Here is an 11,665-nt window from a genome sequence, read left to right as displayed (position 1 = left end):
ATGACCAGCGAAGCACCCACGGCCGGCCCGCGCCCGAAGCGGCGTCGCTGGCCGTGGGTGCTCGCGGCGGTCGTCGTCGCGCTCGTCGCGATCCTGGTCGCCGCCGAGCTGATCGCCCGGGCCCTCGTTCCCGGCATCGTCGCGGACAAGCTTCGTACAGCGCTGTCCCTTCCCGCCGAGCACCCGGTTCAGGTAGAAGTCGACGGATGGGCTCTGCCCCAGGTGATCGCCCAGCGCTTGGACCACGTCGTCGCCTCATCGGACGGCGTGACTCTCGGCACGCTGACAGCCGACATCTCGGGCACGGCCGACGGCGTGACATTCGACGGAGGAATGCAGTCCGCGCGGATCAGCGCGGAGATCTCGGCGGAGCAGATCCTCGCTCTGGTGTCGACAGCGGGGGTCCCGCTCGAGGATGTGACCTTCGGCGACCACGTGGTCACGGGAACCACAGCGCTGACCTTCTTCGGCCAGCGCATTCCGATCTCGCTCACGCTCGCACCGGCCGTTGCCGACGGCGACCTGCAGCTGACAGCCGAGAGTGCAGACGTCGGCGGGATCACCCTCACCGCGGACGGCGTGCGCGAGAGGTTCGGAGACCTGGCGAACGCTGTGATCGGTCCCTGGCCGGTGTGCCTGCGCGGTCAGCTGCCGACCGGGGTGCATCTCGCCACGGTCACGGTGGGTCCGAACGGCTTGGTGGCCACGGCCGATCTCGACGGCCGCATCGCCCTGGATCCCGCGCTGCAGGCGACGGGAACCTGCGACTGACCGGAGCCGGGTCGCAGATGGAAGACGCATCTCGGGCACGTGGGAGGCGTGCGTTTGTGGTCTTCCACGGGCATCGACGACAAGAATCCCGCGGGCGGCGTGGGACCGCGACCACCCGTGCGCCGGGGTCGCGGACCGAAAACGCATCCCGGGGACGAAGCAGGCATGGGCTTGTCGTCTTGCACGGACGCCGCCGGAATCTCCCGCGCGACGCGGAACGACACCTGGCCAGGGCCGGCATGTCGGTTGCCCTAGACTTTTGGGACGATCCGACCGCGCCCGCGTCGCGGCGACCGCACCCGTCCAGAATAGGTCCGCTATGTCTTCCGCCCTGCCCGACAGCCTTGCTCCCGGGTGGCTTCACGAGCCCGCAGACGCCAACGGGCTGGCCGATGGCGTCTGGCCCGCGCGTGCCCGTCGCGACGATGACGGACGCCTCGTGTTGAACGGCATCCCTGCCGTGCGCTTGGCCGAGACCTACGGCACTCCCGTTCTGGTGCTGGATGAGGACGAAGTTCGAGAGCGTGCCCGCGGTGCCGCCCGCGCTTTCGCTGCAGCAGCCGAACGGCATGGCACCATCGCGCGCGTGTATTACGCGGGCAAGGCGTTCCTGTCCACGCAGATCGCGCGCTGGGTGACCGAGGAAGGGCTGAAGGTGGACGTCTGCAGCCCCGGAGAGCTCGCGGTCGCACTGCGAGCCGGAGTCGCTCCCACCGAGATCGGCTACCACGGCAACAACAAGAGCTCGACGGCGCTGGCGGAGGCGCTCGCGGCCGGACTGAGCACCATCGTGGTCGACAACATCGATGAGCTGCGTCGCCTCGACACTGTCGCGCACGCCGCGGGCACCACGGTTCGCGTGGTCTTGCGTGTGCAGAGCGGTGTGCACGCGGAGACGCACGACTTCTTGGCCACGGCGCACGAGGATCAGAAGTTCGGCCTCTCGGCGACGGATGCAGAGCGCGCCGCCGCGCTCATCCACGACACGGATGCCCTGGAGCTCGTGGGCGTGCACTGCCACATCGGCTCACAGATCTTCGGCGTGGCCGGCTTCCGCGAGTCGGCTTCGCGTGTGATCGACCTCTCCATCCGTCTCGGCGGCGGGCAGCCGCTTCCCGTACTGAACCTGGGTGGTGGTTTCGGCATCGCCTACACGTCCGCCGATGACCCCACGCCCCTTCCCGTGCTCGCTGAAGCGATCATCGAGGCAGTCGCGGAGGTCGCCGCCGAGCGTGGCGTCGCACTGCCAGAGCTGGCCTTCGAACCCGGACGTGCGATCGTCGGCACCGCCGGGGTGACGCTCTACCGTGTCGGATCCGTGAAGGACGTCACGGTGGAGACCGCGCACGGCACGGGGCAGCGCACCTACGTAGCCGTCGACGGCGGAATGAGCGACAACGCCCGCACGGCGCTGTACGGCGCGCAGTACTCCGCGCGGCTCGCGGATCGCGCGAGCGACGCTGCTCCCGCCCTCAGCCGCGTGGTCGGGATGCACTGCGAGTCCGGCGACATCGTCGTGGACCACGAGTACCTTCCGGGCGATGTCGCCGATGGCGACCTGTTGGCCGTTCCGGTCACGGGGGCCTACTGCGCATCGCTCGCCAGCAACTACAACCACGTTCCGCGCCCGCCGGTAATCGCCGTCTCCCACGGCACTGCCCGGGTCATCGTTCGTGGTGAGACCATCGCCGACCTCCTCGCGCGTGACGCGGGCGTGGACGGCGCGAATGAGCCGGCCATCGGCTCAGAGGAGAACGCATGATCGACTACCGACGCCTCCGTATCGCCCTGCTCGGAGCCGGCTCCGTCGGCTCGCAGGTGGCCCGGCTCCTGCTGGAGCAGCGCGCTGAACTGGCCGACCGCGCCGGTGCCGATCTGGAGCTCGTCGGCATCGCCGTGCGCGATGTGAACGCACCTCGCGATACCGACATCCCGCGTGAGCTCTTCACCACGGACGCCGCGGGCCTCATCCACGGTGCTGACATCGTCATCGAGCTCATGGGCGGCCTCGAGCCGGCGCGCGAGCTCATTCTGGAGGCCATCAACTCCGGCGCCGATGTGGTCACCGGCAACAAGGCGCTGCTTGCCACCAGCGGCCCCGAGATCTTCGAGTCCGCCGAGCAGGTCGGAGCCTCGGTGTACTACGAGGCGGCCGTTGCCGGAGCCATCCCGATCATCCGCCCGCTGCGGGACTCGCTCGCCGGTGACCGCGTCAAGCGGATCACGGGCATCGTGAACGGCACCACCAACTACATCCTCGACCGCATGGACACCGAGGGTGCGGAGTTCGACGCGGTGCTCGCGGATGCACAGCGGCTGGGCTATGCGGAGGCGGACCCCACCGGAGATATCGAGGGCTTCGATGCGGCGCAGAAGGCCGCCATCCTCGCCAGCCTCGCCTTCCACACCACGGTTCCCCTGGAGTCGGTGTATCGCGAAGGCATCACCACCGTCACCGCCTCGATGATCGAAGCCGCGCGTCACGCCGGATTCGTCATCAAGCTGCTGGCCGTGGCCGAGCGCATGGACACCGACGGCCAGGAGAGCATCTCCGTCCGCGTCTACCCGGCGCTGGTGCCCCGCGAACACCCGCTCGCGAACGTCCACGGTGCGAACAACGCCGTCTTCGTCGAGGCGGAGGCGGCCGGCCCTCTGATGTTCTACGGCGCAGGCGCGGGCGGTGTGCAGACGGCATCGGCCGTGCTGGGAGACGTCGTCTCCGCGGCCCGCCGCCACATCGCCGGCGGCGTCGGCGTGGGGGAGTCCACGCGCGCCAATCTGCCGATCGTCCCGATCGGCGCTGTGACCACCCGCTACCAGATCACCCTGGAAGTGACGGATCAACCCGGTGTGCTCGCGACCGTCGCAAGCATCCTCAGCGACGGCGGCGTGTCCGTTGCGACGGTCGAACAGACCGTCGTCGACGGCGCTGGTACGGCCCGCATCGTGATCGGCACGCACACCGCACGCGAAGAAGATCTGAGCAGCACTGTTCAGCGCCTGACGGCCAGTGACGTCGTCCGCGCCGTGAGCAGTGTGCTGCGCGTTGAAGGAGAGTGACGTGGCACGTTCCACGAGCGGACTCGTCCGCGATGTCGTCGACCCTCGTCCGGGAAAGCTCCGCCTCGCATGAGCGCCCGCACGGTTGCGGTGCGCGTCCCGGCCACGAGTGCCAACCTGGGCCCCGGTTTCGACACCCTCGGCCTGGCGCTGAGCGTTTACGACGACCTGACGGTGACCGAGCTACCCGCGGGCGAGCTCGAGATCGACATCACCGGCTCGGGTGCTGACGACATCCCGCGCGATGAGTCGCACCTTGTGGTGCGAACGATCCGTCATGTCTTCGCGGAGTACGGCATTGCGCATCCCGGCCTCCGGCTGGTGGCGCGCAATGTCATCCCGCACGGCCGGGGGATGGGGTCGTCCGGCGCGGCCGTGGTCTCGGGAATCCTCGCGGCCAAGGGACTGCTCGAGGGTCGAGTGGAGCTCAGCGAAGCCGACCTGCTGCGCATCGCGACCGAGATCGAGGGGCATCCCGACAACGTCGCCCCGGCCTTGTTCGGTGGCCTCACGATCGCCTGGATGACTCCTGAGGGGCCGGCGCACAAGAAGCTGCTGGTGCACCGCGGCGTGTCGCCCGTGGTGTTCGTTCCCGACTTCACGATGTCCACGTCGCTGGCTCGGAGCCTCCAGCCCACGCAGGTGCCGCGGGAGGATGCGGTGTTCAACGTGTCGCGTTCTGCGCTCCTGATCGCCGCGCTCATCCAGAGCCCCGAGCTGTTGCTGGCTGCGACCGAGGACAAGCTCCACCAGGACTACCGAGCACAGGCGATGCCGGCCACGATCGAACTGGTCAAGGCGTTGCGCGCTGAAGGCTTCCCCGCCGTCGTCTCGGGTGCGGGTCCGTCCGTGCTTGTGCTGGCCGACGGGCCGGGCGCCCGCGCCGCCGCCGTCGATCTCGCCGCCGACGCGCCCGGCGCGACCTGGGACCCGCGCATTCTCGCTGTGGATTTCAAAGGTGCTACAGTGAGGAACATATCGGGGGATTCCACGCCTGGAGCGTGATCTGACCTCCGATCGCAATTCTGCGAAACCTCTGCATCATCCCATCGGGAGAACGCAACTTCCCTCCTGATGGTCGTGCTCGTCCGAGTGACGAATGCAGAGATGTCTGACATTTCCCACCTTCAGAGGAGCGCTCGTGGCGTCGAACTCCGACATCGAGAACACCCCTGCCGTCGAGACGGCACCCGCCGCCGAGGCAGCACCCGTCCGCAAGCGTGCACCGCGACGTGCAACGACGGCATCCGCGGCCAAGGCAGCTGAGGCATCCGCCGAGGCCGCGCCTGCAGCCGAAGCGGCACCGGTCGCTGACGAGGCGCCGGCCAAGGCTCCGCGCAAGCGCGCACCGCGTCGCACCGCTGCCGCAGCCGAGACACTCGAGGCTTCGGCACCGGAGACCCCAGCAGCCGACGCGTCGAGTGCCGAGGAGGCGCCGAAGAAGCGTCCGTCGCGCGCTCGCAAGCCGAAGGCTGACGCTGACGCGCCGGCAGAGGCCGCTGCAGACGCGACCCCCGCTGCCGATGCTGCAATGGAGACCGAAGCTCCGGCCAAGCCCAAGCGCACCCGGACGACCAAGGCCGCGGCTGCGAAGGCAGCGGCCGAAGCCGAGGCCTCCAACGTCGCGCCGAACGCCGATTCGCCCCGTCAGGAGTCCGCGGAGAGGGGCGAAGCGGCACCTGCCGCCGACGCAGCGCAGACATCCGACACCAACGGCGAGCCGTCAGAGGGTGGCGATCAGGCCGAAGGCGGTCGCCGCACCCGTAACCGCAACCGCAACCGCAACCGCAACGGTGGCGAGGGCTCGCAGAACGGCGACGGCCAGCGCAACAACGGCGGCCAGCAGAATGGCAACCAGAACAATGGCGGCCAGAACAACGGTGGCCAGAACAACGGCAACCAGAACAACGGTGGCCAGAACAACGGTGGCCAGAACAACGGCAACCAGAACAACGGCAACCAGAACAACGGCAACCAGAACAACGGTGGCGGCCAGCAGAACAACAACGGCCGCAACAACCAGAACCAGAACCAGAACCACGGCGACGACGACGGCAACTCGCGCAGTCGCAAGCGCACGAACCGCCGCGGTGTCAACGTGCAGCAGGACGAGTTCGAGCCCGAGATCGGTGAGGACGATGTCCTGATCCCGATCGCCGGAATCCTGGATGTGCTCGACAACTATGCGTTCGTGCGCACTACCGGTTACCTTGCCGGACCGAGCGATGTGTACGTCTCGCTCGGACAGGTGAAGAAGTACAACCTGCGCAAGGGCGACGCGGTCGTCGGTGCGATCAAGCAGCCCCGCGAGAGCGAGCAGAGCGGTCGCCAGAAGTACAACGCGCTGGTCAAGGTCGATTCCATCAACGGTCTGTCCGTGGACGACGCCGCGGCTCGCGTGGAGTTCGGCAACCTCACCCCGCTGTACCCGCAGGACCGTCTGCGTCTGGAGACCGCGCCGGAGAAGCTGACCCAGCGCATCATCGACCTGGTCGCCCCGATCGGCAAGGGCCAGCGCGGCCTCATCGTCGCGCCGCCGAAGGCCGGCAAGACGATCGTGCTGCAGCAGATCGCGGACGCCATCGCGCAGAACAACCCCGAGGTTCACCTCATGGTCGTTCTGGTGGACGAGCGCCCGGAAGAGGTCACCGACATGCAGCGCCGGGTGAAGGGCGAGGTCATCGCCTCCACCTTCGACCGTCCCGCCGAGGATCACACCACCGTGGCGGAGCTCGCGATCGAGCGCGCCAAGCGCCTCGTGGAGCTGGGCCGCGACGTGGTCGTACTGCTCGACTCCATCACTCGCCTCGGTCGCGCCTACAACATCTCGGCACCGACCTCGGGCCGTGTGCTCACGGGCGGCGTCGACGCATCGGCGCTGTACCCGCCGAAGCGCTTCTTCGGAGCTGCGCGCAACATCGAGAACGGCGGATCGCTCACGATCCTCGCCACCGCTCTCGTGGAGACCGGATCCAAGATGGACGAGGTCATCTTCGAGGAGTTCAAGGGCACCGGCAACTCGGAGCTGCGCCTCAGCCGTCAGCTCGCGGACAAGCGCATCTTCCCGGCGGTTGACGTCAACGCATCGTCCACGCGTCGCGAGGAGATGCTGCTCAGCCCCGACGAGGTCAAGATCACGTGGAAGCTGCGTCGCGCCCTTGCAGGCTTCGACCCGCAGCAGGCGGTGGAGGTCATCCTGGGCAAGCTCAAGGAGACGTCCTCCAACGTGGAGTTCCTCGTGCAGATGCAGAAGTCCATTCCGGCTCCGACCGGTGGTTCTGCGCACGCGCACGAGAACAACATCCGCTGAGTCGCGATCCAGACGCTGATGTTCGAGTCCGTCCAGGCTCTGATCGACGAGCACCGCGCCGTCGAGCGCGAGCTCGCTGACCCGGAGGTTCACGCCGATGCCGCTCGTGCCAAGCGAGTGAATCGGCGTTACGCCGAGCTCAGCAGGATCGTCAAGGCTCATGAGGACTGGGTGGCGGCGGGGGAAGACCTCGCTGCCGCCCGGGACCTCGCCAAAGAGGACGACGCATTCGCGGCGGAAGTTCCCGGGCTGGAAACACAGCTGGCCGTCGCTCAGGAGAAGCTGCGTCGTCTGCTGATCCCGCGCGACCCCGACGACGCCCGCGACGTGATCATGGAGATCAAAGCGGGCGAGGGCGGCGCGGAGAGCGCGCTGTTCGCCGCCGATCTGCTGCGCATGTACTCGCAATACGCGGCGCACCAGGGGTGGAAGGTCGAGCTTCTCGATCGAAACGAGAGCGATCTCGGCGGCTACAAGGACGTGCAGGTGGCCATCAAGGGTTCCTCGTCCGATCCGTCGCAGGGCGTCTGGGCGCACCTCAAGTACGAGGGCGGCGTGCACCGCGTGCAGCGTGTTCCGGCCACGGAGTCGCAGGGACGTATCCACACCTCCACCACGGGCGTGCTGGTGTTTCCTGAGGTCGATGAGCCCGAGGAGCTGCACATCGACCCGAACGATCTCAAGATCGACGTCTACCGCTCGTCGGGCCCGGGCGGACAGTCCGTCAACACCACCGACTCGGCGGTTCGCATCACGCACGTCCCCTCTGGGATCGTCGTGTCCATGCAGAACGAGAAGAGCCAGCTGCAGAACCGTGAGGCCGGCATGCGCGTGCTGCGCGCTCGGCTCCTCGCCAAGCAGCAGGAAGAGCTCGCGGCCGCCGCATCCGACGCCCGCAAGACGCAGATCCGCGGCATGGACCGCTCCGAGCGGATCCGCACCTACAATTTCCCCGAGAATCGCATCGCGGATCACCGCACCGGCTACAAGGCCTACAACCTGGATGCCGTGCTGGATGGTGCGCTGGAGCCGGTCATCGCCTCGTGCATCGAGACCGACGAGCAGGAGCGGCTGGCAGCCGTCGGTGACCAGTCCTGATCGAGCCTCGGGCTCCGCGGGTTAGGCGCGTGCCATGAACTTGGCGGGATCGTCGAGGGGTTCGAAGCCGTAGGACGCATACAGGCCGTGCGCGTCCGCAGTGATGAGCATGACACGGCGGAGTGCCAGCGGCTCGAGCTCGGCCGTGATGCCGGCCATCAACCGCTTGCCGATGCCCTCGCCTCGTCGTTCCGGGTCCACGAACACGTCGCAGAGCCAGGCGAAGGTGATGCCGTCCGTGATGATGCGCGCGAAGCCGACCTGTTCGCCAGATTCGGCCTCATAGACCCCATACGCGCGAGAGTTCGCGATCGCTGCGACGTGACGCTCACGCGCTCGGTCCTGACCCCAGTACGACTCTTCGGCGATCCACCGGTGGGTGCGATCGATGTCGATGCGAGCGGGATCGGCGGAGAACTCGTAGACGGCCATGACGCAACGCTACGACCCGCCTGTCCTACTCGGGGCAGGCCACCGCGGCGGTCGTGGCTCGTGCTCGAACGTGGCTCGTGCTCGCGGCTCGTGCTCGCGGTCGACGGGGTCGAGCGCTCGAACGTGGCCCGATCGTCACGTGTGCGCGGTCCGCGGTGTCGGTCGTCGTGTGATCTCAGCGGCTCGACGAGAAGAACACGTTGGTGATCGCCTGGGCCGTGCTGCGTGCTCCCTGCCGCGTCGCCCAGCGCGTGAACGGGCGAAGGATCCTCCCCAGCCCGGAGCGACCGGGAGCGGTGCGGTGCCACTGCACTGTGACGTCGACGCGCGCGCCGCCCGCCGACGGCGCAAGCTCCAGAAGTAGGCGCTGTCGGTTCGCTCGGGGGAGGTCGGGGTATGTCACCTGCCACTCCACATGCGTCGGCATGCTCGCGCCGAGGAGAGTCCAGTGCTGGTGGCGGATGCCGTCCCGTACCCGCAGGGGGCGACCGTCGGGACCCGCCGCCGGCGTGGTCGCAAGCCAGCTGCCGTTGTCCATGGACAGTGCGGACTCACCGACCGACGGCGCCCATTCGTGAAGGCGCAGCGGGTCGGCGAGGAGGTCCCAGACGACCTCGACCGGCGCAGCAACGTGAACTCCCACGCTCCCGCTGAGAACGCCAGTGTCGATTGGTCGCGGTGGCGGCGTGTCGCCCGCCGCGTCGAGCACCCGCTCGAGCTCCGCCCGGTCCAGGGTCGTGTGCGCGAGAACCTCCGCGACGTGACCGCTCGGTTCGTCCAGCACAGCGCGCAGGATCGTCGCCGAGAAGTCGTGTGTGACCGGCACCGACTGGAACAGCTGCAGGACGCGACCGCTCCACTCGCACCGGGTCATGTGGCGCCCCGATGAATCCTCGGGCTCCGGGGAAACCACGGCGATGCCGAGCGCAGCGAGCCGGTGTGCTCGGGTAGCCACGATCGCCGTGCGCAGGTCGTCCCGCTGGACGCCGCCGGCGCGGAGCGCTTGCCCGCCCAGCCCATCGTCGACGGTGAGGGCGATCAGCAGATCGTCCAGGTCGGCAACGGTGCGGTGATGCCGCGCGGCCTCGGCAAATCCCGCCATCGACAGCGTCTGCGAGGCGGCGAGAGTGGCGGCGAGGCGGCTCATGACGACCTCCGCGGTAGCGCGATGGTCGGGTCGACACGGCGGCTGTACTTCTTGTGGACGGCCTGACGTGTGACGCCGAGAGCCGCAGCGATGTCGGTCCAGCTCATGCCGGCGCGCAAGGCGGCCTCGACCTGTCGGAGTTCAAGCGACTCGGTGAGTTCGCGGAGGGAGACGACGGCCCGCAGCCCCGCGCGTGGATCGGAGGTGTCGGTGGCGACATCCACCATCGTGGTCTGTGTCATGATGTCAACCTAGGTTGCTTGGTGACCGTTGTCAACCGAGGTTGCTTGGCGTGAGGTAGGTAGCGACGGTTGCGGAGTCAGCGGAAGGCGGGCGGACGAGGAAGCGGGCCCCGCTCCGCCTCCAAGCGCGCTGCGAGTGCGAGGATCGCGCGCTCACCGCCCGGGCGGCCCACCAGCTGCACGCTCCACGGACGTCCGGACGGGTCGGCGAGCACGGGAACGGTGATCGCGGGGAGCCCGGCGACGTTCACCCAACTGGTGTGCGGCGCGTACTCGACCTGCTGGTCGAAGGTGCGCTCGGCGTCGGCGGTGTCGTACCAGCCGAGCGGACGTGGGCTGAGAGCGAGGGCGGGCGTGAGGATCGCGTCGTCATCGGCGAAGGCCTCGATGGTCTGACGCTCGAACAGCCGTGCCGCAGCGTAGGCGGACACGAGTCGCTGCGCATCGAGGGCACGTCCCTGACGGGCCAGCCAAGCGGTGATGGGCTCCACCCGATCCAGGGCCGAGTCATCGAGGGGCAGTGTGACAGCACTCGCGCGCCACAGAGTTCCGAACAGCTCCGGGTACCCGGTGGGTCGCCAATCCGCGCTCTCCACCCTGACGCCAGCGGACGCGAGCACACGGGCCGCGTAGTCGTATGCCGCCCGCGCGTGCGGGTCCAGGATGAGATCCATGGCCTCGTCCCACGGGGTCACCAGAGTCATCCCCACCCGCATGCCCGCGACCCCTTCGCGGGGTGCGTCGACAAACGGACCCGATCCTGGCGCCAGGACGGAGCGGTGCGACGGTGCCATCGTCGTCAGCACGTCCAACAGCAGGGCGGCGTCGGCGACCGTGCGGGTGATCGGGCCGTTCACCGCGAGACCGTCGTAGGAATCCAGACCCGCGCCGATCGGCAGCCGGCCGCGGGAAGGCTTGAGCCCCACCACCGCACACGTGGCCGCGGGGATGCGGATGGACCCGCCGCCATCGGATGCCGGAGCCCAGGGGAGCAGGCCTGCGGCAACGGCGGCGGCGGCACCGCCACTGGAGCCGCCCGCGCCCGTCATCGTGTCCCACGGGTTCCTCGCCGCGGGTCCCACCCGCGGCTCCGTGAAGCCAGTGAGACCGAACTCCGGTGTGGTGGTCTTGCCGAGACTGATCCCGCCCGTGGCATCGAGTGCCTCAGCCAGCGGATCCGATGTGACGGGCACGTTGTCGGCGAAGGCGAGCGAGCCGTATCGTGTGGGCACTCCGGCGCGGGCGACCAGGTCCTTGTCGCCGAACGGGATGCCGCGCAACCGCCCCGCTGGCAGCTCTCCCGATGCGCGCTGCACTGCAGCATCGGCGGTGACCTCTGTGAACGCGCCGACCTCTGCGTTGAACCGGTCGATTCGCTCCAGGTAGTGCGCGACGACGTCGGTCGGGCTCAGCGCGCCCGCGGCGATCTCGGCGGTGAGCTCGACAACGGTGAGGTCATGGATCCGGGTCACCGTTCGAGCCTATGGCGTGGGCGCGCGCAGGTGTGTTCTGTAAGGGAGCTGATGAGATCAGGTAGTGCACGCGGGGAGGGGACCCGGGTGTGTCTGGGGTGAGTGCGGGGCGCATTCTTGGATGCCACAGGTG

Annotated in this window: 10 protein-coding genes; 6 read left to right on the top strand and 4 right to left on the bottom strand. The window is 68.5% G+C overall.

Features of this window, described 5'->3' with window-relative positions; all coding sequences use genetic code 11:
• The 6 genes from ACI3KU_RS12560 (at nt 1) to prfA (ending at nt 8,239) form a co-directional block, all read left to right on the top strand.
• On the top strand, nt 1-771 hold the full coding sequence (locus ACI3KU_RS12560; RefSeq protein ID WP_404922637.1) for an LmeA family phospholipid-binding protein: 771 nt from the start codon (nt 1-3) through the stop codon (nt 769-771).
• A gap of 319 nt (nt 772-1,090) precedes the next feature.
• The gene (lysA, locus tag ACI3KU_RS12555) at nt 1,091-2,533 is read left to right on the top strand and encodes a diaminopimelate decarboxylase (protein WP_404922636.1); all 1,443 of its coding nucleotides are present in this window, start codon (nt 1,091-1,093) and stop codon (nt 2,531-2,533) included.
• Entirely contained in the window at nt 2,530-3,831 is a 1,302-nt protein-coding gene (locus ACI3KU_RS12550) for a homoserine dehydrogenase (RefSeq protein ID WP_404922635.1), read from the top strand. Before lysA ends, ACI3KU_RS12550 begins: the two co-directional genes overlap by 4 nt.
• Nucleotides 3,832-3,900: 69 nt before the next feature.
• On the top strand, nt 3,901-4,836 hold the full coding sequence (thrB, locus tag ACI3KU_RS12545; protein WP_404922634.1) for a homoserine kinase: 936 nt from the start codon (nt 3,901-3,903) through the stop codon (nt 4,834-4,836).
• A gap of 136 nt (nt 4,837-4,972) precedes the next feature.
• Nucleotides 4,973-7,141 carry a transcription termination factor Rho gene (rho, locus tag ACI3KU_RS12540; RefSeq protein ID WP_404922633.1) on the top strand — a complete coding sequence of 723 codons (2,169 nt, stop codon included), beginning with the start codon at nt 4,973-4,975 and terminating at the stop codon, nt 7,139-7,141.
• An 18-nt stretch (nt 7,142-7,159) separates the two neighbouring features.
• On the top strand, nt 7,160-8,239 hold the full coding sequence (prfA, locus tag ACI3KU_RS12535; protein WP_404922632.1) for a peptide chain release factor 1: 1,080 nt from the start codon (nt 7,160-7,162) through the stop codon (nt 8,237-8,239).
• Between the two features lie 21 nt (nt 8,240-8,260).
• Here prfA and ACI3KU_RS12530 read toward each other — a convergent pair whose 3' ends face one another.
• The 4 genes from ACI3KU_RS12530 to ACI3KU_RS12515 all read right to left on the bottom strand — a co-directional run bounded on the left by ACI3KU_RS12530 (nt 8,261) and on the right by ACI3KU_RS12515 (nt 11,532).
• On the bottom strand, nt 8,261-8,671 hold the full coding sequence (locus ACI3KU_RS12530) for a GNAT family N-acetyltransferase (RefSeq protein WP_404922631.1): 411 nt from the start codon (nt 8,669-8,671) through the stop codon (nt 8,261-8,263).
• Nucleotides 8,672-8,846: 175 nt separating this feature from the next.
• A complete protein-coding gene (locus ACI3KU_RS12525) occupies nt 8,847-9,818 on the bottom strand; it encodes an SRPBCC family protein (protein ID WP_404922630.1) in 972 nt (323 codons plus the stop codon).
• Complete coding sequence (locus ACI3KU_RS12520; RefSeq protein WP_404922629.1) at nt 9,815-10,060, bottom strand: hypothetical protein; 246 nt, start codon at nt 10,058-10,060, stop codon at nt 9,815-9,817. The genes ACI3KU_RS12525 and ACI3KU_RS12520 overlap by 4 nt, the downstream gene beginning before the upstream one ends.
• Before the next feature lie 77 nt (nt 10,061-10,137).
• Nucleotides 10,138-11,532, bottom strand: coding sequence for an amidase (locus tag ACI3KU_RS12515; RefSeq protein ID WP_404922628.1), 1,395 nt, complete (start codon nt 11,530-11,532; stop codon nt 10,138-10,140).
• Nucleotides 11,533-11,665: the final 133 nt, after the last annotated feature.

Origin of the sequence: Microbacterium sp. ZW T5_56 (genome assembly GCF_044987425.1) — a bacterium.
Lineage (GTDB): Bacteria > Actinomycetota > Actinomycetes > Actinomycetales > Microbacteriaceae > Microbacterium.
The sequence above is the reverse complement of the archived record's forward strand: the minus strand, read 5'-3'. Positions and strand labels throughout refer to the sequence as shown.

Bases quoted from the DNA above. Each gene is read 5' to 3' on its own strand.
- ACI3KU_RS12550 (WP_404922635.1), top strand. From the start codon at position 2,530: ATGATCGACTACCGACGCCTCCGTATCGCCCTGCTCGGAGCCGGCTCC.
- lysA (WP_404922636.1), top strand. From the start codon at position 1,091: ATGTCTTCCGCCCTGCCCGACAGCCTTGCTCCCGGGTGGCTTCACGAG.
- ACI3KU_RS12560 (WP_404922637.1), top strand. From the start codon at position 1: ATGACCAGCGAAGCACCCACGGCCGGCCCGCGCCCGAAGCGGCGTCGC.
- prfA (WP_404922632.1), top strand. From the start codon at position 7,160: ATGTTCGAGTCCGTCCAGGCTCTGATCGACGAGCACCGCGCCGTCGAG.
- thrB (WP_404922634.1), top strand. From the start codon at position 3,901: ATGAGCGCCCGCACGGTTGCGGTGCGCGTCCCGGCCACGAGTGCCAAC.
- ACI3KU_RS12525 (WP_404922630.1), bottom strand. From the start codon at position 9,818: ATGAGCCGCCTCGCCGCCACTCTCGCCGCCTCGCAGACGCTGTCGATG.
- ACI3KU_RS12530 (WP_404922631.1), bottom strand. From the start codon at position 8,671: ATGGCCGTCTACGAGTTCTCCGCCGATCCCGCTCGCATCGACATCGAT.
- ACI3KU_RS12520 (WP_404922629.1), bottom strand. From the start codon at position 10,060: ATGACACAGACCACGATGGTGGATGTCGCCACCGACACCTCCGATCCA.